The organism is Desulfosarcina widdelii (genome assembly GCF_009688965.1).
Taxonomy (GTDB): Bacteria; Desulfobacterota; Desulfobacteria; order Desulfobacterales; family Desulfosarcinaceae; genus Desulfosarcina; species Desulfosarcina widdelii.
The window spans coordinates 6,977,956-7,002,151 of sequence record NZ_AP021875.1 but is presented as its reverse complement, the minus strand read 5'-3'; the positions used below and the strand labels follow the sequence as shown (position 1 = coordinate 7,002,151).

The following is a 24,196-nucleotide window of genomic DNA, read 5'->3' as shown; positions in this document are numbered from 1 at the left end:
TTAGGTCTCAATGAAGTGGTGCATCCATAAAAAAGGGTCTTCATACCATCCGTGGTCGCTGGCCAGATCGATCAACACCGGCTTAAGGGCGCCATCGACGATATACTCCCCACTTTCCGCAAAACGCATTTCGGTCCAGTTTTCCCAGTCAGCGACGGTGCCGATGACGGTCATGGCCTTGGCCGCCGTCTTCATGACCGTCGCCCCCGCTTTACAGTGGTATCGTATGGTCGGGTCAAAAGGGCTTCCATCCGAACGCTTCCAGGCAATGTACTCATTCATCGAAACCAGCGGGTAGCGGCTTTTAAACGCCGGTCTTACGGGAACAATCATCGTGGCAAAACCTTGCTCATTGGCCAATTGCTTCACCGCTTTCAGCATAAGCGCACTCAATCCGTTGCCTTGACAATCAGCCGATACGAACACACCCAAAACGGCGAGCGTGTTGGCCGTCTTGCCTGCTTCGTAGCACCCTATGGCAGACAACAGGGTGTCTTCGATGGAGTCGGGCAGCCCATCGATGCTCTGGTTCCAAGCCAGTGGAACGGTGTGTCCCACTGCCACCGGATGCTTATCCACAACCAGGAGCATCTGATATCCAGGAAAGTGCTCAGCCAGCAGTTTCCAGCGGCAGTCACTAGCGTGCTTCAGGAATGCAGGCCACATTTGCGATCGGATCGCATTAAGGCTGTCTTTCAAGCAAGGGGAACACTCGACAGTGGTGACTTCAGCATTCAACCGCCGGCTTTTTTTGGGTACCGTTTGATCCGACATGATCGTTATCTCCTTTTCATTTCATCTCGATCCATACCGAATGGTTAACGAGTCCGAACGCTTTCAAGGCGGCGGCAAGGCGCAATCCAAGCGGGCTCCCCTCACCTAGAACGGTTTCCCCGGCATGAGATAGAATAATGCAAAAATCGGTATCGATTTTCTCGCGATGGTAAATACGGATGTCTTCGGATGCGTCATCTTCATGCACATCGCCCATCAGTTCCTGCAGCGATGACTTCAATGCCGCCGTGTTGCTTCCGGTCGATCGCACCATAATCACTTCAGACCATTTCATATGCTTTCACTCTTGTCCATCGCCGGCCGTTGGTAAACCATGGGCCTTTTTCTCTGCATAAGAAAGGAACACAATACAAAGCTCATCTTCATTAACCCACCGTTCATGTGTGGGCGATCCGATTGTGAAAGCCGTGACTTCCTGACCTCAGCCAAAATCTGTTCATGCCGCTGCCGGGTCAGGCTTCTTATAAAATACTCGTTCATTCCCTTTTGCCTTCAGTTGTTGTCTTCGCTCGATCTCTTTCTTCTATTCTGATCAACTGAGCAAGGACCGGGCCAACGTTAAAAACATTGAAATAACGGAATGTTAAATGTATTGCTCCGAAATTTTGTGGTATTTAACAATAATGGTTGTGGCATTCAACAAAACGGGATAAGCTTTTGTGAATAACCACAAATCAGGTTTTTCATTTCACCAGTGGGGGCCCGCAATGATAGACGAGAACGAATTTTTCCGGAATATCACCCTGAAGATATGCGGCAACCTCGAAATTGAGGAGGGGCTCCATGCCTGCATCCAGTACCTTTTCCGGCATATGCCTGCCGACGTTATCTATTTGGATAAGTACGAGAGGGATCTTGGCGCCATACGATATATCGCCCGTGCGAATCTTAAAAAGGGTGAACGGATGAACATGCTAGTCCCGGTGTCATCAGAAGCAATGGCCAGGGCGGCAGCGGATTTAAATAATATCCTGATAATCCATGGACCTGTCTTCATTATTAATGATTCCGAAGCAACCCCGATCGCCCGGGATCTGGTCAGAGAACTAGGTCATCCCCCTTCCTCGATAATAGGTATTATGCTGAATGTAGGTGGACAGCACGTTGGCGTTGTTCTCTTAGCCGCAGAAGGCGCTAACCGTTTCAACAAACAGCATGCAAAACTATTTGGCACTTTAAAGGAACCGTTTTTTGTAGCCATGTCCAACACCCTAAAGCACCGCGAAGTGCTGAAACTTAAAGATTTGCTGGCCGACGACAACCGGTATCTGCAAGGCGAGCTGCGGCGCATGTCGGGCGATGAAATCATCGGGGCCAATTTCGGACTTAAGCAAGTCATGAGTCAAGTGCAGCAAGTGGCGGCTCTGAACAGCCCGGTACTGCTTTTGGGGGAAACGGGCACCGGCAAGGATGTGATTGCCAACACAATTCATTACTCATCGGCACGCAGCGACGGGCCTTTTGTAAGCGTCAATTGTGGGGCCATTCCCGATTCACTGATCGACAGCGAACTCTTCGGGCACGAAAAAGGGGCTTTCACCGGAGCACTTTCTCAAAAACGGGGGCGGTTTGAACGTGCCGACAAGGGGACCATATTTCTGGATGAGATCGGCGAACTGCCACCTGCTGCCCAGGTGAGACTGTTGCGTGTTCTGCAAAGCAGGGAGATCGAACGTGTGGGCGGAGTAAAGACAATTCCTCTGGATATACGGATTATTGCCGCTACTAACAGAAACCTGGAAGAAATGGTGAAAAACAAACGCTTCCGGGAGGATCTGTGGTTTCGTCTGAATGTGTTCCCCGTATCGATTCCTCCGCTGCGCCGGCGAACCAGCGACATACCCGCTCTGGTCCGGCACTTCATCAAGCGGAAGGCAAAAGAGCTTAAATTGGGAGAAATTCCTGACCTGGCACCCGGCGCGATAGAGGTGCTGATGTCATACGAATGGCCTGGCAATGTTCGAGAACTGGAAAATCTGATTGAACGTTCATTGATCCTGCATCGCGGCAAACCGATTCGATTTGACGATTTAGTTGCCTCGCCCGCGAAGCAGATCGACGCGAATACCGGTATTACCGAAGACGAGGCGCTGGGACTCGATGCAATAGTCAAAAAACACATCGAGCGGGCTCTTGAAAAAGCGAATGGAAAAATCCATGGACCGGGAGGCGCAGGTGAGCTTTTAGGCGTAAATCCGAATACACTCCGCTATAAGATGAAAAAGCTGGGGATTCCTTTTCGAAAGCAGAAGAAGTGATGGCTTGGCAAACCGCTAGCGTTTCTTGAGCTGTGTTTGGAAGGCCAATGATTCATTTAGCGATGCAACATTCCGGATGCTTCAATTCCGGCTCGTGTATGTGTCTTTTCGAAGTCCCCCGGCCCCTGCGGAGTATTCAATACGGAAGGGACCAATAAATGGTCCCTTCCCATAGGGGTCAAGAATTTGGAGGTGCCAATGGTCTTAAACCAATGAGCTTTCCTGTCCCTATGTTGAAAAAAGCGCACCCTTTCTCGTCTACGGATTCTTCGCTATTTCGAAAAATTTATTGTTGAGAAAATATTGGACTTGATAGCTTTTGTTTCCTATTTCGTGTTTGTCCATCTCATCGATCAGTTCCAATTTGTATTCACGCAGGTAAGCCGATTTCATTGTTGAAATCGCTGCGAGCTTGCGCAATTCATTGGATCCCGAGTTCCGGTATGCCTTTTTGCAATCGCATTTTTCGATCATCGTATTCAGATGCATCTCATAGCCGTCTTGGTAAGTTTCGTCGCGGACATTTTCTTCGGCATGGATCGTATTGACGGGTAACATCAGGAGTGCTGCAACCAAAACAAGTTGACATCCTGTTTTCGACATAAGCCACCTCCTTTCACGATCTAGGTTTGGATGGAATTGATGATGTGGAGCCTACTGCGGAAACCCGAAGGCCCATTAAGTAATGGCAAAGGAGGGCTTACAGATCACTTACGGATGGTAATTTTTTTCATTTCGTCTTAAAAAAATGGCATGGCTGCAAACGTTGACGATTTGTAGGCGATAATGAAGTATTGCAGAAAAGATGGAAAGCCGTTTTACTTTTTTTGGTTGGATTTTGACCGTTCCGTTTGCAGTTTATTGAAAAGGGCCATGGTGTCGTCTGCCGGCAGTAAACCCCTTTTGGACAACACGTGTCGGCAGCGGTTGGAAACCAGTTTTGCCTCGGCCAAACGGTCATGGTCGTAGAGCAACGCCATCAATTCTCGATAAAAGGGCTCGACCGTATCGTCGATGGCCAGCGATCGCTGAAACAGGTCCTTCGATCGTTCGATCCGGTTGTTTTCCATGTACCATTGGCCTGTAGTCAAAACTGCATCCATCCACGCGTTTCTCAGTCGTTGCGCATACCAGATTCCCGATTCGATATCGTCATGTTCTCCGGAAAAAGGACCGGCATATAGATCAATTGCACGGGACAGCATATCGATCCGTTTTTCGAGGTCCCGATCCGATTTCGCCTTGTCGGTCATGGCTTCGAAATGCCATGCATCGACCCAGCACAGTTCCGGATTGAGGGACAGGCGGCCATGTTCCGAAATGATGCAGTCGTCTCGGCCCAACAACTTTCGCAGACGGTGCAATGTCGTGTTGATGTTTTGAACTGCCCGGTCGCCATCCGCCTCCGGCCAGAGGCGATCCATCACCGCCTCGCGATCAATGCTTCCGCCATTTTTACATACCAGCAGCTTCAACAGTTCCAGAGGCTTTTTGGGTGTCTTCCCCGAGATGGCAAGGCGTTCATCGTCGAGAAAAATATCGAAACGCCCCAGGGTAACCAGCTTGATCGGCCATGGCCATTTTTCGCCAATGAGATCTGCCGGGGAAGGCACCAGTTGAAACCGATGGATCATTGCGGTTGCCGTATCCGCCTCGATATCCGCGCCAATCGCTTCGGAAAGCAGGTTGGCCAAGCGTTCACGACTGAGGCCCAACGGCATCATGATTCCATTCTGAGCCGCATCCGAGAGGGCTGCTTTTAAATGAGCGATCATTTCCGCTTTACGGTTTTGCGCTAACGCGCAGTCCGCGAGAACAAGCTCCTTTAAAAAGAAGACATGCCCGGTATGTTGCGACACATCGATCCGTGAAATACAATCGATGGCTTCAATCGCCTTTTTGAAGTCATTTTGCACGATGAAAAAGGTTGCCTCCAATACACGACTCAACCCCATGGGATTCGGCGTACCAGCGTAGTCGGCAATTTTTCTGCACTCATCCAGGTGAAACCGGCAGAGGGAGAAATCCTTGGTAAGAAGTGCAGCCAGTGCAATAGTGTAATGATATTGTCCCGAGTCCCAGACGGCACTGGGTGACAACAGGCGCTCCATCCCTTCCAAATGCTCTTGTAACAGCCGGTTGTCGCCAGTCAAAACACCCACGTATGATGCCCAGCCATGCACGTTAAAATCGTAGACCCGGATGCCGGACTTTTCGGAAAGCGCAAAGTATTGCTCAATTGCTTGTCGGGCGCTGTCCCAATCCCCGACCATGATGGAATAAAAACTGCTGACTGCAAGGAAGTTCACTTTCGCCACGGGTGGTGCATCCGGGTGCATCATCAGCGGTTTGGAAAGCTTCAGCAAAATGCCCATACGGTTCGTTTGTCCCATCCAGACATAGGACATACTCAGATAGGATCCGAGTGCGTCCAGCACCTGATTGTCGGTACAGAGCGCTAACAGGTGTTCGCAGCGCTCCTGGATGCGGAAAAACTCCGGGTGCCCCAAATTGCGTAACGAAAGTGAGAAAAGGAAGGATGCGTAAAAGCGGCCGAGGATATCGGGTCCCATATTTTCGGGGATCAATGTTTCCAAATGCTGCCCTTCACCGATCCACCGATCCAAATCCTCGAAGGTATCTCTTGCCATCAGAAATACCTGAATCAGGGCCGACCAGCTGAATACCCGTCCCAACAGGTCCTCACCGGCAACAAATGCCTCGTATGCCTGAATGAAAAGCGCCTTCCCTTCCACGGGGTGAATGTGCGCTAAACAAACCCCCTTCCAGAAAAAGAGCCAGGGGTAGGCATGCATTCGATCGTCTGGGAAACCATCTATCCATCGGGTTAACGTATTGGTTCGTCCCTGAGCCACCAGCACTGGTGCCTGGGAGAGAATATACTCGGCCATCGGTTGGAAATTTTCGGCTTTGCGGTACAGGCTGACGGCCTCCCTTCCCAAGCCCTGTTCCGCCATGATCTCAGCCCCACGGTTCATGATTTCCTTCAAGGCATCGGGGCCAATCAATCGTGAGGCCATCTGTATCAGGAAATCGCGGAACAACGGATGGTACTGATATCCGGGCGGTTCCGCCTGCCGTTGTTCCAGGAAAAAGTTTCGATGCTGCAGACGTGCGATGATCGCTTTCGCGTCCATTGAGGTCAACCGTTGCGCCGTCTCGGCTGTCATATGGGGCAGGACCGCAGTCTGGCACAGAAACTGTTGGGTCAGGGAATCGCAATTTTTAAACACCTCGGCGGCGAAATAATCGAAAACGCTGGTCGGCTGAATTTCAGCCAGTCGATTTTGCGATTCCGGGTTAAAAGATGAATGCAGGGACAGCAAAATCAGGCCAACCATCCATCCTTTAGTGAGACGATGAACCTCGGCGATCGCTTTTTCCGACCAATCACAGTCCAGAACCCGCTTTAACCGCCGGCATTCGTCTATCGATAAAGCCAGATCCCTGCCTCCAATCATTTTCAATACCTGGTTGGCACGAAGCCGGGCCATGCTCGGCCATGGATTGTGACGGCTGATTACCACCAGCTTGAATTCCGACGGAATACTCGTGATGATGCTGGCCAATCGTTGAGCCAGGGATGAATTGTTTTGAATTTCTTGAAAATTGTCCAGAACAAGCCATCTCGGCGGCTGTAGTCGCTGAAAAAGCCTTTCAAAATAGGTAGCGACAAACGTATCGACACCCGTCGAATATTCCGGTGTCAGCAGTGGCAGGGGGGGATTTTTAGGGTTGAGAAGCGGTGCCGCCGCCTGGTTGAGATAATAAAAGAAGTTGGAGATATCGTTGTCTCCAGGATCGATTTGATACCAACTTGCAGGGATCCGCTTTTCATTCAGATAACTGGCAATCAGGGATGTCTTTCCCGAACCGGCGGGTCCCGCGAGCCAGATCGCCGATTCGTTATCGACTTTATCCAGGCGCTTGAACAGCCGTTTGCGGATCAGTAAATTCTTCTTAAGCTTTGGAGCCGTGACCTTGGTTAGCATGTTTTTCGCCCGCCTATTATTAAGGTTAGCGGCAATTCACGGCATCGATTGTGATATTTTCCTTAAACCTATAAAACTTTGCGGATGCCTCTGACGGCCTGGCTGATACGCATATTGTTCTCTATCAGGGCGAATCGCACGTAGTCGTCGCCATATTCGCCGAAGCCCAGGCCCGGGGATACTGCGACCTGGGCCTCGCGGATGAGAAATTTGGAGAATTCAACCGACCCCATGTGCAGGTATTGAGCCGGAATCTTGGCCCACACGAACATGGTGCCCTTGGGGCTTTCGATTTCCCATCCGGCGCGGGAAAGCCCGGAGATCAGCGCGTCACGCCGGGATTTGTAGGTATCCCGGATTTCGGCCACACACTCCTGGGGTCCGTTCAAAGCGATAATGGAGGCGATCTGGATGGGCTGAAAAATGCCGTAATCCAGGTAGCTCTTGATACGCTTTAAGGCGAAGATCGTTTCCGGATTGCCCACGCAAAATCCCACCCGCCACCCGGCCATGGAGTAGCTTTTGGACATGGAGAAAAACTCCACCCCCACCTCCTTGGCGCCTTTGGCCTGCATGAAACTTGGCGCCTTGTAGCCGTCAAAAGTCAAGTCGGCATAGGCAAAATCATGGACGACCATGATATCGTTCTCCTTGGCGAAATCCACCACCCGCTGGAAAAAATCCAGGTCCACCACCTCGGTGGTGGGATTGTGGGGATAGCTGAGCACCAGGATCTTGGGACGCGGCCAGGTCTGCTTGGTGGCCTGGATCAGGTTTTCAAAAAAATCCTGGTCCGGCCCCGCCGGAATTCCACGCACGTCGCCACCGGAGATAATGGAGGAATATGGGTGGATGGGATAAGTGGGATTGGGGGCGAACACTACGTCACCAGGGCGGATGGTCACCAGGATCAGGTGTGACATGCCCTCTTTCACGCCGATGGTGACGATGGCTTCGCTCTCCGGATCGATATCCACGTCGTAGCGGCGCTTGTACCAGTCGCTGATGGCCACGCGCAATTTGGTAATCCCCATGGAGGCCGAGTAGCGATGGTTCCGGGGATTCTGGGAAGCTTCGGTGAGTTTGTCCACAATGTGCTGGGGCGTGCCGACATCCGGGTTGCCCATGCCCAGATCGATGATGTCTTCCCCGGCCCTGCGGGCCTCCATCTTGATCTGGTTGACGGTGGCAAATACATACGGAGGCAGACGGTCCAGCCTGGCAAAGCGAGTCATGGGACGTTTCCTTTTTTAAGAAATGTGCGGGGGTTATTTACGGCCCCTGTCCGTTCCGAAGATCGGATCGGTCATCGTAGCAGTTGAAAACATATTGAAATTAGAAGGTAAATATTACAATTCAGTCGGTTTGTCAAAACGTAAGTCGCGCCCCGTGGGGGTGGTCGGATTTTGATCGGCACCATGATCAAGTGGTCTCCTTTTCCTCCTCACCCTGTCCTTGTCCCCGCGGGGCTGTGCTTTACCCGCACTTGAGGGGAGAGGATTGGTGAACAGAATGATTCCGTATGGACGATCCAAGCCCGAAATGAATTTGACTTTTGGCCGGCATCCGATTATTTTTACGCCACCTTAACTTCCCAGTCCAATCAATGCCAGGAGTGCCTTAATGAAGAAAAAGCTGACCTATGCTGATGCCGGCGTCGATATCGACAAGGCCGACAAGCTTGTCGATACCATTAAAAAGATCGCAAAAAAAACCCGTAGAACCGGCGTCATGGGTGAAATCGGCGGATTCGGCGGACTGTTTTCGCTTAACACCAACAGCATGAAAAGCCCAGTACTGGTAAGCTCCACGGACGGGGTCGGCACCAAGCTCAAAATCGCTTTTCTCATGGACCGCCACGACACGGTAGGGATCGACCTGGTGGCCATGTGCGTAAACGACATCGCCGTGCAGGGCGCCCGGCCCCTGTTTTTTCTGGATTACCTGGCAACGGGGAAACTGAAGACCGGTACGGTGACACAAATCGTCAAAGGCGTCGGCGAAGGCTGTCTTCAAGCCAAGTGCGCTCTCATCGGTGGGGAAACGGCCGAGATGCCCGGCTTTTACCAGGACAACGAATACGATCTGGCCGGCTTCGCCGTGGGGATCGTGGACAACAGCAAGATCGTGGACGGCTCCGAAATCCGTCCCGGCCACCAGATTATCGGCATCGCTTCCAGCGGACTGCACAGCAACGGCTATTCCCTGGTCCGCAAAATATGCTTCGAGGTACTGGGTCTGGAAGTGGACAGCCATGTTCCCGAACTGGGCAAAACCATCGGGGAAGAGTTGATCACCCCGACCCGCATCTACTCGGAAACCATTCAATCCCTGGTTCGGGATCTGCCCATCCAGGGGTTGGCCCACATCACCGGCGGCGGCATTATGGACAATATCATCCGGGTCATCCCCCAGGCCTGCGGCATCGCCATCAAAAAGGGCTCCTGGGAGATCCCGGCGATTTTCCCCTTTTTACAGCAGGCGGGCAACGTGGAAGATAAAGAGATGATGCGCACGTTCAACAACGGTATCGGCCTGGTGGCGGTGGTCCCCGAAGAAAGCGCCCAGGAGGTGCTCAACCGGCTGACCGGCAGCGGGGAAAAAGCGTGGCCCATTGGCGAGGTAACCAAAACCCGTAAAAACGCCCGAAGCCGGGTGAAGATGGTATAGGTCGGAGGACTGAGGTCGGAGGTCAGAAGACTGAGGACAGAGGGCTGACCACGGAGACTTGAACCTTAAAAACGGGAATCCGCAGGAAACCATGTTTAAAAAGCTTTTCCAATCGATTTCGCGCTTTTTCGAATGGATTGCCGAAGGCCAGAAAAAGCAGCCCATCTGCAAAACCTGAGCCCCCGGCATGCGACGCCCCGGTGCGGGGCCGGAAGGGCGGAAAAACAAGTAGATCGGATCGCCTGTGAATTGCCCGGGGCAGTCCCACGAACCGGAACGGTCGGACCTGCATTCGCCGTTGCGGTTTTTTTTTGAACCGACATTGATGGCTTCGTAAAAAATCGAATTTCCAACTTTTCCGTCATTCCGGCGTAGGCCGGCGCACGTAGTGAAGCTTTAGCGCTATCCAGTCTTTTCAATGGCTTCTGGATACCGGATCAAGTCCGGCATGACGAGTCGGGCATTTCTTACGAATTCATCAACACTTGTAACTGTTCAACCAATGACACTAAGGCAACAATGATCGTACTCGGCATAGAATCCTCATGCGACGAAACTGCGGCGGCGGTGGTTCGCGATGGGCATGAAGTCCTCGCCTCCGTGGTGGCCTCCCAAGTGGACATCCATCATATCTATGGCGGTGTGGTTCCCGAACTGGCCTCCCGCAAACACATCGAGGCCATCGTGCCCGTCGTCAATGGCGCCATCGCCCAATCTGGCATTCCGGCGGATCGAATAGACGGCGTGGCCGTTACCCAGGGGCCTGGTCTGGTAGGATCGCTGCTGGTGGGATTCTCCTTTGCCAAGGGGTTTGCCTACGGGCACGGCATCCCATGGGTTGGCGTGGATCACCTGGAGGCCCATCTCAATTCCGTATTCCTGGCACCGGACCCGCCCCCGTTTCCCTTCGTGGCCCTGCTGGTTTCCGGCGGACACACCAGCATCTATCGCGCCACCGGACACCGTAAATTTCATCTTTTGGGCCAGACCCGGGACGACGCGGCCGGTGAAGCCTACGACAAAGTCGCCAAAATGCTGGGGTTGGGATATCCCGGCGGCGTGGTGATCGACCGTCTGGCCGCCGAAGGGGACCCGGAAAAAATCCGGCTGCCCCGGCCATTTCTGGACAAGGATCGCTACGATTTCAGCTTCAGCGGCATCAAGACGGCGGTCATGCGCTATATCCAGACCCACCCGAACACTTTCAAGTCGGATCAGGCCCACATTGCCGCCGGATTTCAAGCTGCCGTGGTGGACGTTCTTGCCTACAAAATCATTCATGCCGCGCAAGAAAACGGCTGCCGCCATCTGGCCGTGGTGGGCGGTGTGGCCGCCAATCAGGGCCTGCGCACAGCTGTCTCCCGCGATGCCGCCAAAGCCGGCATCGACGTACACATCCCCTCCCTGGATCTCTGCGGGGACAATGCCGCCATGGTGGCTGCCGTGGGCTACCACCGTCTTGCGGCCGGCGAGCGCAGCACTATGGCCGACGATGTTTATTCGCGGGTCAAGTTCAGGCCCAACTGTCGTTAAGGTTCACCCTCTTTGAATCCATCCCGCTATTTCACTCCCTCCAGCGCTGACAAAACGTCCGATCAAAATCAACCAAAGTCAGATCCCCGCAAACCAACGGCATCTGCAAAGAGCTCCGCAAACCATGTTTCAAGAATTTTATCAGGTGGCCTTCAGAAAGAAGATTTACCGGGATATCGAAACGCTTCAGTTTGATCTTGACCTGTGGCTTGAGGAGTATAATCCTGAGTGAACCCATCAGGGAAAAATGTGCTGCGGCAGAACCCCAATGGAAACCCTTGAAGATGGCAAACGACTCTGGAAAGATTCTTGACGCTACCAATTACCCTGAATTTGACCTGACAGCCACCGTCTCAAAATCGGTAACTGTCAGATCAAATCTGAACTTCTACACTTCAACAATCTGTTTTTATTCTACATCAATGCATAATGTATCGCTTAACAAACCAGTAGCGTCGACAATTTGCATTATAAGACTTTCTGTACTAGCGGCAAATGTTGACGTTATTGTTACAGTCGCGCTAAATATTTCTTGACCAATTAGGCTTGGAGAAAAATTTTGTTCGACGTAAGTTAAAGAACCCCCGCCACACTGAAGTCCACTGAACAGGGTTATATATATACCTAATGCATTCGCATCAACATCCGACCCGTTAACTTGAATTTCCAGTGTATTTGAATTAATTCTCGTGGCTGTAGCCTCCGTCAGTGAAGGTGCTGTGTCTGGATTATATGGTTCGCATGGGCTACATTCATCATTATCAACCCTTATAGCGGTTGCGAAACTGGTCTTTCCAACCCTTTTATCTATATCCTGCCCCTGGTTGACTCCGCTAATAACATCGCCCCGCCCATTCAAGGTCGCTTTTGTGAAGCTATCCCAGTGGGTTATATATATCTCTCTACCGTCTATAGCTCCTGAAAAATGCATCCCCTCTTCGGCGGGATCTGGATCATTGCACACCCAACCACTAAAAAAATTATCCTCTTCTTGAACAATCCAAATATGATTATTCTCTTCAATTTTCTGACCTTTTGAATCTATTCCTCCAATTTCAACTTCCCAGCATCCAGAAAGATCAACATCACCCGCAAATGCTGGTATTCCAAACAGCAGTAAAGATATAATATTAAAAATAAGAATCTTTTTCATGGATATCCTCCTTTTTTTGAGTTTTAATAAAAGAAATAGAGACTTTTATTGTAAAAACGTAGATAAGCAAAAAGCATATTCAAAAGGGATCATTTTTTCGTAGTCTTACGATAAAATTAAATTCCTAAACTCGTTCTTAAATTGATGCATACCCCAATCGGAGATAATTTACACTTGCCAGGGTTTTTAGGTGTTAAAATTTTGATAAAAATCATTCGGCATAGAGTCCATTGTTCCAAATAATTTCAGATATCTTGTTCTGTCCTGAAACGTTCGGATGAAAGCAATCAAAATCACTGAGGTCATCAAGCGTGAACGAAGTCTCATATATCTGCGGGACATAGGTATAACCAAAAAAATCCGCCCAATTCGCCAATACCTCATTATATTCTTGCGTCCTTTTGTCTGCTTCATCAATACAATACTGCGTTCCAGAAGTAACTACTCGACAGACACTCCCGAGACTCCAGATCATTGTGCACCAATTATCATATTTTCCGACATTATAAAGGTCTGAAACTCTGGCAAGGCTTGAAACAACGACATCGGGAGGATTTTCATCGATGCTCAGATCGCTATCCTGGTCATAGAGGATCCACATCGCTTCCACGAAACGACTTTCAAAATCTTCCATGCTAAGCATTCCAGTATTAGGGTCATCATCCAATAAATCCTCACATGATGCATCACAAATATCATTATGGCCAATGAGTATTACGACATAATCATAAGGACCATCCTGCACAATCTGTATGACCTGATCCTTGAGATCAATTATGTTTGCACCTGAGATTGCATGGTTGTCGAATTCCGCATCCCAGCTAAATCCAGGGTTCAATGCCGCAAGCCTTTGCGCATGGCTGTTTATCCGTATACTGTCACCAAGCGCCCAGCTCACCTCATCCTGATAACCCGTGGAACCAAAAAACAGGCTTTCGGTTCCATCGGCATTGTATGCCACAGTTATGCTGTCGCCAGCTGCGGCCATACTATTGGGATACATACTTGAGCATCCTTCATCAATGGTCCCATCGCAGTTGTTGTCAATGCCGTCGCAAAGCTCAGTAGCGTCAGGGTTGACTAAAGGATTATTATCATCACAGTCTCCATCACAATCTGTATAGCCATCGTTGTCAGCGTCGGGGCACTGACCACAGCCTTCGTTTATTTCACCATCACAGTCGTTATCTATCTCATCATTGCAAATTTCTTCTGCTCCCGGATAAACATACGGATTGGTATCATCACAATCATCCCCTTTGCAGGATCTTGAATCTGCATCATACCCGTCTGCATCCTGATCGCATCGGGTTGGTTCAGCCGGTGGTTCTGGACAGTTTTCATCAACGATTCCATCACAATCATTGTCCAACCCGTCGCAAAGTTCATTTGCATTCGGATAAACATTCGGGTTGCTGTCATCACAATCATTGCCTCCGCACTTCTTGTTGTCTGACTCGTAACTATCTCCATCTGCGTCGCACACTAGCGGAGGCTTAACAGCAGAAACATTCGTTGAAATAGCTAGTGTCGATCCATAAATGGTAATTTTCAGAGCCGAGTCGCAAAAAAAATAGAGTGGTAAAATCCTCGGCAGGATTTTTCTCACCATCGCTACATCGGTTTGTGGCTAATTTACCGAAATCGGCTTAATGCAAGCGCACTTGTTCAACCAGTTTTCACGATGCGGAATCGATTAAGGTCTCAAGTGGCTGTTTTTCCCCTGGCGATGGTCAGCAGGTTGGCGGCCACAATCGAAGACCAAACATAGGATTTAAACGAGTCCCATCCTTTCCAGGTACAGCGGGTCAGGCCAAGGCAACGCTTCAGCCAGGAGATACCGGATTCAATACCCGCTCGAAAGCGGCGCAATCGACGATACACATATTGGCTGCGGCACATGTCGGTTTCAGATAGACCTCGTTTCTTGGCAAAGCAGACGTCTTTGATCTTACGCGATTGGGCTCGCTTCAAGTTTTCCTTGGATGCAAAACCGCCGTCGAAGCTGGCCTTGAGGGGATAGCGGCCATAAATTTGTTTTTGCCGCTCAAGCATCGGTATCGTCAGGTCGGCGTCGGCCGGATTGCCTTCGGTGATGACACAGTCCAAAATAAGGTTCGACGCGCCTCCGGTCAGACAGATTTTGTGACCAAACAGCGTATCGCGCCTATCCTTGACGATGATATCGGTATGTGGCTCGAACAACGATACTACTTTGTCTTTGGCATCGACCGTTTCTCCATGAAGAACCCGGCGTTCGGTCTGGTGGATCACCCTGCGGGTCAGATCGACAAAATGTTCGATCTGGAAGCCAATCGTCATGACCAGCGGGTCGCAGGTCGCACCGGCATTGATCGCAGCGACTGCCTTATGAGCGTACCCAACCACTTTGCGACTGGTTTTGAGCAGGTCCACATAGGCAACCTTACGCTTGTTTTTCCGTTTGGCATTCATCACCGCCAGCATCCGTCGTTTGGCAACACGGGTATGGTTATGGAAGTCAGGAACTGTGATCCCCGATTCATCCCGGAAGCGCTTCAGCAGCCTCGTCAACACGCGAACACCATCCCACAGCAGGTTGGAGTCGGTGGGATGATGGATGTGAGTTTCAACGCACGTGCAATCGACCCGGACCTGTCGGCCCTTTTCAATGCCCTTTTGCTTCGCATATCCCAAAAGATCCGCATTGATCAGTTCCCAGGTGGCGTCCGATATGCCTTTGATATTTTTGTTCAGGGCGGATTTTTTGTATCCCTTGTCGGCGATACCGATCCGGCAGAACCAACTCAATGCCTGCGAATCGACAATATGAAATGCCAGTTCATCATACGTAAAACCGAAAAGGATTTTGACGATAGCACAACGCAGTACCTGGTCGGCGCTCATGCCGTCAGCCCCAGTTCGATAGGCCACCAGCTTGCCCTTGTTCAAATCTTGAAGAACGCGATCACAGATGATAGGGTGAGCATCGATGATACCACTGATAGCTGTAAGTTCTTTTGCTTGGGCGTGGTCTTTGATCTGAGGCATCAGGGGCATCTGTTTTTGCCATTTTTCGCGCATTTTGTGATCGGCTCCTTTCTTTCTTTTGTAGTGATATTGGTTGTTTGGCGACTTTCAATATACTACAAAGAGAAGAGAAAAACCACTACAAAATGCGCGTTTCTTATTTATTACAGGTAGTTATTCCTGTGGATGAGCACTAGCTAATATTAAAATTACCAAGAAGATCTGACTGATTCGCATATTCCCCCCTTTTTAGATCAAATGGAAAAATTTTCCTGTGACAACATGCTAAATATACACAAAAAACAGTGTTATATAAAATTTTCGGCAGTCGTCCATTTCACCGCTGAAGAAAAAGGTTCCCGGGAATACTGGAAAAAACTTATATTGCGAAGCAACAGGTCTAATACCCCGTTCCTTGCGGCGGTATAAACGACCCAATACGTAGCTGATACCTCACTGATTGCGGCGAGGGTAGTTCATTGTAGATGAAAAATCCGTGGGGAATAAAGATGACCATGCAAAAGTTATGCAGAGTTATTGATGATAGTGATTTATAAATTCTATCAATATGTTAGACAATTAAACGTATTATTACATATAGAATATTGTGTAATTTTATAAATAATTTTTGGGAATTTTTTACCATAATTTTTAAGAAGTTTTAAGGCATCGCCAATTGGGAAGTTGTTCTGTTTACGAGTTGATCATCCTTGGCTGAAATTGATGATTTTTGGGATTCAATTTTTATAATTCTTATAAATTTCAGATTGTTCGAGATAACTTCACGTCTTTACGCACTGGTGATACGTAAATGGATATATGGCGATCCAGCCCGAAAACGTGCTATTATAAAAAACTTTTTGCCATAGGTGTGGGTACGAACACCATAAAAATGAACACCTTCAACCAGTAAGCCATCGCACCTCTGCTTACATAACAAAATATTCGTCACCGGCTTGGATAGAATGATGGGGTTGCAGTTCTAATGCGTGCAACCCCGGTTTTCATTCAAGGTAGGATGGTCTTCAGCGCACCCAGCAGACGCTCGACATTTTCCGGCCTGGCCGTGTGCCCCATCAGTCCGATCCGCCAGATCTTTCCCGATAGGGGCCCCAGACCAGCGCCGATCTCGATCTTGTAATCCTTGAGCAAGGTGCTGCGCACAGCGGCTTCATCGACGCCTTCCGGCACCTTTACCGAATTGAGCATGGGCAGCCGGGCGTCGGGCGTCACCAGCATGGCGAGGCCCAGCGCCTCCAGGCCTTGCACCAACTGCTCGTGGTTGTCCATGTGCCGCCGGTAGACATTGTCCGGGCCCTCTTCCAGAATCAGCTTCAACGCCTGATAGAGTCCGTAGTGCATATTGATGGGCGCCGTGTGGTGGTAGGCGCGGGTGGCACCTTTCCAGTATTGCATGATCATTGAAAGGTCCAGGTACCAGTTGGGCACTTTGGATTTTCGATTTTCAAGGGCGGCAACCGCCTTTTCGGAAAAGGAGAGCGGGGCCAGACCCGGCGGGCAGGAAAGACATTTCTGGGTGCCGCTATAAAGCGCATCTATACCCCATTCGTCCATGGCGATCTCCATGCCGCCGAAGCTGGTGACGGCGTCTACCAGATAGATGGCATCAGACCCTTTGAGCAGTTCTCCGATCTCTGCCACCGGATTTCTCACTCCCGTCGAAGTCTCCGCGTGCACCACGGCAACGATCTTATAATGTTTTTTCTCAATCTTCTCTTTGACCGCATCGAGCAAAACCGGCGTTCCCCATTTGAACTCCAGGCTGTCCACCTCGGCGCCCAGACGCTGGGCTACGTCCTGCATGCGCATGCCGAATACCCCGTTGATGAGGATGAGCACCGGATCGCCGATTTCCACCAGATTCACGAAACAGGCTTCCATTCCGGAAGAACCGGTGCCGGACATGGGAATCGTCAGGGTATTTTCCGTTTTGAGCAGGGTCCGCAGGTCAGCCTTGATGACATCCATGATCCGGATAAAATAAGGATCGAGGTGACCGATGGTTTTCCTGCTCAATGCCGCGTATACCTTGTCATGAATACAGGAAGGCCCGGGGCCCATCAAAAGGACTTCTTCGATGCCGTCAAGTAGATTTTGTGCTGCCAATTTGAACCTCTCTACCAAGGATAATTTTGATGGTTATGCAAAAAGTCGGGAATCGCAAGTCGGCGTCATTCCGGCGCATGTAATGAAGCTTTATTGCTATCGAGTCATTTCGATACCTTCTGGATGCCGGATCAAGTCCGGCATGACGAGCCTGGGACTTTTTGCGAGACTGTCAACTCTAACTCCGTTCAATTAGCCGTCGATTTGGTGCCTTCAGCCATGCGCCAGACAATGCGCCCCGTTTCTGTCCGATCGTCGAGGGTGCCGAAAAGCCGCGTTGCCAATTCACGGCGTGCTTCATAATCCTTGCCCGGAAAGAGCGAAGCGGATTGGGCTGGAATGGAGAAAAAATCCTGAAGGAATTCGATGTCCAGAGGACGCGTCCATCGATGGTGGCGAATGTCCACGCATCGGCTTTCCAGTGCTTCACAGGCCTTGGCGTAGCCGGTAATGACGCGAAACCGCGGCAAGGGCTCTCCCAGCCGCTCAAAAGCCAGGGCGAACAGGTCTGCATCGTCTTCTCCGAGCAGCTGCGGGTAGAACGAAAAAGCGATTTTGCCGCCATCGAGAAGGCATTGGTGGGATTCGGCGATGGTTTTGGAAACGTCGGGAAAGATAAAAATCGAGGCATTGTAAAGGGCGTAAGTAAAGCTGCGCCCTTCCACGACGGATGAGAGATTCTCTCCGTCGCCCACGCACAGGTCAATACCGTCCTTCTGGCAATACGAACGGCCGGCAGCGATCATTTCGGGGGACAAATCCACGCCCAGCACCCTGCAGCCCAGGCGGTCGCGCAGGGCCCGGGCGGAAACCCCGTAACCGCAGCCGATATCCAGTACGGATGCATGTTCTTCGACGCCGATGGCTTTTGCCATTTTCAGGGTGAGGGCCTCGAAAAAGCCGTGCTTGTCTTCAAATTCCCGATAAAGTCGAATGCTCTGATCGAAATTATGGGCCACATTGCGCTTGACCTTGGTGTTGAATGCTTCCGCGTTCACTTTCTCTCCCCATTTTTCGAAACGAACCGAGCTGAACGTTTACGCTGCCGTCAACCCGTATCGCTGCAACCACGGTCCGCTCAGGTAGTTTTTTTTCAGTTCCAGAATTCTTTGCAACGACTGCTTTGCCTTTTCTTTCAAACCGGCGTCCTCGGCGATCGCCCCATGGATCGTCTGCCAGGCAGCCTCGATATCCGGGCCCTTGTGGCAGATCAGGGCGATGTCCACATCGGAAAGCAGGATTCGCTTGATGGCGGTCTCGATGTCGTAGCCAGGCTTGATGGCGCCCATGTCCAGATCGTCGGTCATGACCACCCCCCGATAGCCCATTTGGCCGCGCAGCAGATCGGCGGTGACCGAAGGACTGAGACTGGCCGGCCATATGGAATCGATTGTAGTGTAGCGGATATGGGACAACATGATGCCGGCTACGTTATTTGCGATGGCGGCCGCGAAGGGAACCAGATCCACATCGGTTAAGGCCGCCATATCAACATCCAAATCCGGCAGGGCCAGGTGGCTGTCCAAAACCGTGCGGCCGATGCCGGGAAAATGCTTGGCCACTGCCATGACGCCGCGTTGCTGCAAGTGATCGATCACAGTCGTTCCCATGGCCGTGACCCACTGGGGATCACCGCCGAAGGCCCGTTGCGCCATGATGCTGTTGATGTTCTCCGGTGCAATATCCAGCACGGGCGCCATGTCCATGTTAATGCCCACGTCCTTCAGTTCCCGGGCGGTTGTCCGGGCGAAATGAACCGCATCATCAAAAGCCCTCATGGCGGGGTTGCCCGGAAACTGGGTGAATGGCGGCTTGAGCCGGGCCACCTGTCCGCCTTCCTGGTCGATGGCGACAAACAGGGGCGGCAGGCCGCATTGCCGGGCATAGGCCTGGCAGTCCCGGCACAACTGTCGGATTTGTTCCGGTTCTTCTATATTGCGCGAGAAGAGAATCAATCCGCCGACCCGCAGGGTGCCGATGAGCAATTTCAGGTCGTCGTTAAAGGCGGTTCCGTCGAAGCCGACCATCAGCCGTTGACCGGCAATGGTTTCAGCGGAAATCGAATCCATGGCAGCGCCCTTCCCTTTCTACGAATTCATCATTCCTTGACCTGCCGAATACCGGCAATAGACATGTTTTATCCGAAAAAGGCAACAGGGAAACAAATTGCAACCGATGGGGATTGTATTTGAAAAGGTGCTTTTTCAGTAGCCCCCGGCCGTTATCCCTCAAGGAACTGGTGTCCGATCCAAATACGCTGACCCTGGCCATTTCGGAACGCGTTCTTGAAAACCATGGTTTATTAATGATATGTGTTTCCGGTTAGTAACACAAACCCATGAAAGGTGCCCCTGGATGGGAGTCCTGAGAAAAGACCATGTCGCTTCCGGCTCTTTTATGACCGGCGGCACGCAGCCGCGATTGCTCCAGGCATTTTTGGGCACCTGCGTGGGCGTGGCCATCGTCGATGAAACTGCTGGAATCGGCGGGCTGATTCACCTGCTGCTTCCGGAACCGGTCAATAGGCAAAACGTGGATTGCCCTGAAAAATATGCCGCTACCGGCATGCCGATGTTCGTCGAACAACTCGTCGAATCGGGAGCCCGCCCGGAGAATATGCGCGCCGTAATCGCCGGAGGTGCGCTAGTCGGACCGCTGACATCCTGTGACATGAACCTGGATATCGGCGGCAGAACCGTCGATATGGTAATGGACGTCCTCCGTCGGAAAAAAATTGCTGTAGTGGCGTCGGAGACAGGCGGTTTTTTTACGTGCACCCTTGAACTGGACATGCAGCGCTGGCGATGGGATATCCGGCCGGCCGGCTTCGATGTGCCGGATACTCAACCCGGCAAGCCGTCTCCTACGGCTTCGGATATCGAGACGGCCATCGAATCCGTTCGCCCCATCCCCCAGGTGGCCCTGAAGGTCCTGCGAATCATGCAGGAAGGGGATTATGACATTGGAAAAATCGCCGAAGAGGTAAGGACGGATCAGGTGATCAGTGCCAGGACCATCCAGCTTTGCAACTCGGCCCTGTTTTCCAAAAGCCGGGATGTGACCTCGCTGGACCATGCCCTGGTGTTTTTGGGCCAGGAGCTGTTCCTCAAACTGGTGATATCCGCCGCGGTGAAAAGTTACTACAGCCAGTGTGGAAACGGTGGTTACAGTTTGTGCAAGGGCGGATTGTATCACCACGCCGTCGGTACGGCCTTAATCGCCGAAAAAATCGCGTCCGCGACGGGAAAACAGGAGCCGGCCATCGCTTATACGGCGGGTCTTTTGCATGATATCGGCAAGGTCGTTCTGGACCACTACATCGTCGGCACCTATCCCATGCTCTATCGGGAGTTTCAGGATCGTCAGGCGGAACTCGTCGAAGTGGAAAACCGAGTTCTTTCCATGGACCACCCCCGCACCGGCGAAATGCTGGCCAGACAGTGGTCCCTGCCGGACGGGCTCACCGAGGTCATCCGTTTTCATCACGATCCAGAAAAGAGCAACGGTAATCGAAACCTGACCACCATCGTCTACCTGGCGGATCTGCTCATGTCCAGATTTCACATCGGTCTCGAGCTGGAGCGCATGGGAACGAGCAACCTGGCCGATCATCTGGCACGGCTCGATCTGCCGGCAACGCAGTTTGGCGATCTGGTGGATCTGATCCCGCTGAACGTCTTTCAACCAGCCGCAGAAGCAGCGTAAAACGGTAACGGCGGCTAAAAACAAACTGAGAAACAACGCCCATGGACAAGAACAAGCAAGCCCAACTGAAGCAGATTCCCGGCGTCGACCGCATCCTTGAGTATGGCAACCAGGGAAAGCAATTCGAAGGTGTTCCCAAATCGGTTCTACTGCCCGCCATTCGCCAGGCCATCGACGCCCTGCGGACAGCGGTATTGAATGCGCCCACGCCCCTGGACGCTGACCGTTTCTCAATGGCGGCGCTGGTCGAGGCGGCCCTCGACAGCGCCCGAAGGGCCATGGAACTGAATCTTAAACGGACCGTCAACGCCACCGGCGTGGTGGTGCACACCAACCTGGGCCGCTCTCTTCTCTCCTCCAGGGTGCTTGAGAATCTGAAAACCATATCCAGCCGCTACTCCAATCTTGAATTCGACCTCGAAAAAGGCCGGCGCGGTTCCCGCTACAGCGCGGTGGAAGGCATTCTGTGCGAACTGAGCGGCGCCCCGGCCGCCATGGTCGTGAACAACAATGCCGCGGCGGTCCTGCTCTGTTTGGATACCCTGGCCAAGGGTCGGGAGGTAATAGTCTCCCGCGGCGAACTGGTGGAAATCGGCGGTGCCTTCCGCATTCCCGATGTTATGGCCAAAAGCGGCGCCTTCCTGAAAGAGGTGGGCGCCACCAACCGGACCCATCCCCGCGACTACGAAAATGCCATCGGCGAACAGACCGGCCTACTGCTCAAGGCCCACACCAGCAACTACAGCATCGTCGGGTTCACGAAGGCCGTCTCCCTGGCCGACCTGGTTTCCATCGGCCGCAAGCACAACCTTCCCGTGATGGAAGATTTGGGCAGTGGAACCTTCGTGGATTTTTCGAAATATGGACTGCTCAAGGAACCCACCGTCCAGGAAGCCCTGGAATCTGGCGTGGACGTGGTCACGTTCAGTGGAGACAAGCTGCTGGGTGGTCCCCAGGCAGGCATTATTTTAGGAAGCAAGCAGCACATCGACCGCATCAAGGCCAATCCTTTGACCCGGGCGCTGCGCATCGACAAAATGACCCTGGCGGCACTGGAAGGCACGCTTCAGCTTTACAGGGACGAGCGCCAAGCGGTGGAGCAGATACCAACCCTGGCCATGCTTACCATGCCGTTGAAAGCCATCGAGGCGCGGGCCGCCGAATTGAAATCACGACTGGACGCCCTTTCCCAGGCAGGCCTTACGGTGGAATTGATGGATTCGGCATCCCGTGCCGGCGGTGGATCGCTGCCCCTTTTGAATTTGCCCAGTTGTTGTGTGGGCGTTCAAATCGGAGGCATATCCGCCAATGGCATCGAACGATGGCTGCGCAATAGCACGCCACCGGTGATTGGCAGAATCGAGAACGATCGCTTCGTCATGGATCCACGGACCCTCCAGGAAGAAGAACTGGACATTATCGAAAAGGCCTTTGAGCGCATGCTGGCAGAAAATCGCCGTGGAAGGTAGCACCATGACAAGGACCCCTTCGGATCTATTCAAAAAGAGAAGCGCGACCAACGAATTTCTGGTTTCCAGTTCCGACGAGACCGCCGCGGAAGACGATGGGGGATCGGTCCGTCCGGACAGCGGTCCGGTCGAAGATAGCGGTCTTGCGGCCGGATTTCCAGATATGCTGGATCGGCAGGGTCTGAAACAGGCCGTTGAAACCGACTTTGGAGCCGTTGCTCCGATCTGCATTCTCGCAGTTCGGTTGGCGTCCCAAAATCACCGCATGGATGCATCAAGGGAAGCCGGCAGCCCATCGGAAAGCCTGACGGTCGCTTTGGAGTCGGTGGCGGATGTCTGCCGCCATTGCGGCGGCATCTGGGCACGAATCGGCAACCGCCGGTTCGCTTTTACCCTTCCCCGTCTGGACGGCAAAGCGGGCCGGGAAATCGCACAACGGATGCAGGCAACGCTTCCCTCGGACAATTCGGTTGCCCTCACCGCCGGTGTTGCCGTCTATCCGACCGCCAACGCAACCCGTTCTCAAACTGTCGAAAATGCCGAAAAAGCGCTCGAGCATGCCGGTTTCTTCGGGCCGGGGAGCATCACCGATTTCGATGCGGTAAGTTTAAACATCAGCGGTGACCGACTCTACCAGGCCGGAGACATCCGGGGCGCCATTAACGAATTCGAAAAAGGGCTGCGCCTGGACCCATGTGACACCAACCTGCTCAACAGCCTGGGGGTGTGCCACGGGGTGCTTGAAGAGTACTCACAGGCGCTGACGGCTTTCGAAACGGCAATCTGGCTGGCGCCGGAGGAAATCATGCCGGTCTACAATCGGGGTTTCGTGTTTCTGCGCCAGGGCCGCACCCGGCAGGCCCTGGATGCGTTTCTGGCCGCCGAGGCGATTGAACCGGGCGTTTTCGAAGTGGTTTTTCACATCGGCCAGATCCATATGGACAGCAGGAGGCATGACCAGGCCAGACCGTATCTGGAAGCTGCCGTCCAGGCCAACAACCGTTCCGCTGCCGCGTACCGGCAACTGGGCGCCTGTCTGGATATGCTGGGCTTGACCAAAGAAGCGGTCCAGGCATACAAGGCGGTCGTCAAGATCAATCCGGAGGATGCCGCGTCGCTCTCCATGCTGGGACGGTTGTACGCCAAGCGGGGCGAAAGTCTGGATGTAGCCTCGGTTCTGTGTGAGCAAAGTGTTCGCATCGCACCTGAAAACGGCCTTTTCCGCCATCGCCTGGGACGGGTATATCTGGATCTTGGACGACTGGACGTCGCCCTGGCCGAATTCGAACTGGCTGCCGCGCTGGGCCATGACAGCCGGGCTATGATCGAAGAAGCCCAGGATCGCATGATGGCTTTCAAAGCATCGTAAAAAACCGTACAAAAACCATCGAAAGGGGTTGCCCAGCAGCCTGACGTGCTTATTTTTGACCTCTTGTTCAGACCCGAACGTTATATGAAGGAGAC

General features: G+C 52.2%; 17 protein-coding genes and 1 pseudogene. 7 read left to right on the top strand and 11 right to left on the bottom strand.

Annotation, left to right across the window (positions count from 1 at the left end):
- Nucleotides 1-774 carry a GNAT family N-acetyltransferase gene (locus GN111_RS31930; protein WP_155307617.1) on the bottom strand — a complete coding sequence of 258 codons (774 nt, stop codon included), beginning with the start codon at nt 772-774 and terminating at the stop codon, nt 1-3.
- A gap of 16 nt (nt 775-790) precedes the next feature.
- The gene (locus GN111_RS31925) at nt 791-1,069 is read right to left on the bottom strand and encodes a hypothetical protein (RefSeq protein ID WP_155307616.1); all 279 of its coding nucleotides are present in this window, start codon (nt 1,067-1,069) and stop codon (nt 791-793) included.
- A gap of 433 nt (nt 1,070-1,502) precedes the next feature.
- Here GN111_RS31925 and GN111_RS31920 point away from each other — a divergent pair, with 433 nt between their 5' ends.
- Nucleotides 1,503-3,053: a sigma-54 interaction domain-containing protein gene (locus GN111_RS31920; protein WP_155307615.1), complete on the top strand. Its 1,551-nt coding sequence runs from the start codon at nt 1,503-1,505 to the stop codon at nt 3,051-3,053.
- A gap of 258 nt (nt 3,054-3,311) precedes the next feature.
- Here the strand turns inward: GN111_RS31920 and GN111_RS31915 are convergent, their stop codons facing one another.
- The 3 genes from GN111_RS31915 to GN111_RS31905 form a co-directional block, all read right to left on the bottom strand.
- Nucleotides 3,312-3,656 (bottom strand): hypothetical protein, encoded by a 345-nt coding sequence (locus GN111_RS31915; protein WP_155307614.1) that lies wholly within the window; start codon nt 3,654-3,656, stop codon nt 3,312-3,314.
- Nucleotides 3,657-3,871: 215 nt separating this feature from the next.
- Nucleotides 3,872-7,066: an AfsR/SARP family transcriptional regulator gene (locus GN111_RS31910; RefSeq protein ID WP_155307613.1), complete on the bottom strand. Its 3,195-nt coding sequence runs from the start codon at nt 7,064-7,066 to the stop codon at nt 3,872-3,874.
- 68 nt (nt 7,067-7,134) lie between these two features.
- Nucleotides 7,135-8,301 carry an aminotransferase class I/II-fold pyridoxal phosphate-dependent enzyme gene (locus GN111_RS31905; RefSeq protein ID WP_155307612.1) on the bottom strand — a complete coding sequence of 389 codons (1,167 nt, stop codon included), beginning with the start codon at nt 8,299-8,301 and terminating at the stop codon, nt 7,135-7,137.
- A 388-nt stretch (nt 8,302-8,689) separates the two neighbouring features.
- Between GN111_RS31905 and purM the strand changes: the two genes are divergently transcribed.
- The 3 genes and pseudogenes from purM to GN111_RS34080 all read left to right on the top strand — a co-directional run.
- Complete coding sequence (purM, locus tag GN111_RS31900; protein ID WP_155307611.1) at nt 8,690-9,736, top strand: phosphoribosylformylglycinamidine cyclo-ligase; 1,047 nt, start codon at nt 8,690-8,692, stop codon at nt 9,734-9,736.
- A 519-nt stretch (nt 9,737-10,255) separates the two neighbouring features.
- Nucleotides 10,256-11,269: a tRNA (adenosine(37)-N6)-threonylcarbamoyltransferase complex transferase subunit TsaD gene (gene tsaD / locus GN111_RS31895; RefSeq protein ID WP_155307610.1), complete on the top strand. Its 1,014-nt coding sequence runs from the start codon at nt 10,256-10,258 to the stop codon at nt 11,267-11,269.
- Between the two features lie 71 nt (nt 11,270-11,340).
- Nucleotides 11,341-11,582 (top strand): annotated as a pseudogene (locus tag GN111_RS34080) (IS481 family transposase); the annotation flags it as partial.
- 96 nt (nt 11,583-11,678) lie between these two features.
- Here the strand turns inward: GN111_RS34080 and GN111_RS31890 are convergent.
- From GN111_RS31890 to GN111_RS31865, 6 genes are all read right to left on the bottom strand, one after another.
- Complete coding sequence (locus GN111_RS31890) at nt 11,679-12,422, bottom strand: hypothetical protein (protein WP_155307609.1); 744 nt, start codon at nt 12,420-12,422, stop codon at nt 11,679-11,681.
- A gap of 211 nt (nt 12,423-12,633) precedes the next feature.
- Nucleotides 12,634-14,034, bottom strand: coding sequence for a MopE-related protein (locus GN111_RS31885; RefSeq protein ID WP_155307608.1), 1,401 nt, complete (start codon nt 14,032-14,034; stop codon nt 12,634-12,636).
- A gap of 92 nt (nt 14,035-14,126) precedes the next feature.
- Nucleotides 14,127-15,485, bottom strand: coding sequence for an ISNCY family transposase (locus GN111_RS31880; protein ID WP_155302183.1), 1,359 nt, complete (start codon nt 15,483-15,485; stop codon nt 14,127-14,129).
- Nucleotides 15,486-16,439: 954 nt separating this feature from the next.
- Nucleotides 16,440-17,558 carry a pyridoxal-phosphate-dependent aminotransferase family protein gene (locus GN111_RS31875; RefSeq protein WP_231715618.1) on the bottom strand — a complete coding sequence of 373 codons (1,119 nt, stop codon included), beginning with the start codon at nt 17,556-17,558 and terminating at the stop codon, nt 16,440-16,442.
- A 188-nt stretch (nt 17,559-17,746) separates the two neighbouring features.
- Entirely contained in the window at nt 17,747-18,556 is an 810-nt protein-coding gene (locus tag GN111_RS31870; RefSeq protein WP_155307607.1) for a class I SAM-dependent methyltransferase, read from the bottom strand.
- A gap of 39 nt (nt 18,557-18,595) precedes the next feature.
- Nucleotides 18,596-19,627: a glycoside hydrolase family 3 N-terminal domain-containing protein gene (locus tag GN111_RS31865; RefSeq protein WP_155307606.1), complete on the bottom strand. Its 1,032-nt coding sequence runs from the start codon at nt 19,625-19,627 to the stop codon at nt 18,596-18,598.
- Between the two features lie 286 nt (nt 19,628-19,913).
- On the opposite strand from GN111_RS31865, the gene GN111_RS31860 reads away from it, so the two are divergent.
- Genes GN111_RS31860 through GN111_RS31850 form a run of 3 tightly spaced genes read left to right on the top strand, consistent with a single transcriptional unit; the run spans nt 19,914 to nt 24,101 of the window.
- Nucleotides 19,914-21,263 (top strand): HDOD domain-containing protein, encoded by a 1,350-nt coding sequence (locus tag GN111_RS31860; protein ID WP_170302555.1) that lies wholly within the window; start codon nt 19,914-19,916, stop codon nt 21,261-21,263.
- Nucleotides 21,264-21,304: 41 nt separating this feature from the next.
- Entirely contained in the window at nt 21,305-22,732 is a 1,428-nt protein-coding gene (gene selA / locus GN111_RS31855) for an L-seryl-tRNA(Sec) selenium transferase (RefSeq protein WP_155307604.1), read from the top strand.
- 4 nt (nt 22,733-22,736) lie between these two features.
- Nucleotides 22,737-24,101 carry a tetratricopeptide repeat protein gene (locus GN111_RS31850; protein ID WP_155307603.1) on the top strand — a complete coding sequence of 455 codons (1,365 nt, stop codon included), beginning with the start codon at nt 22,737-22,739 and terminating at the stop codon, nt 24,099-24,101.
- Nucleotides 24,102-24,196 lie beyond the last annotated feature (95 nt).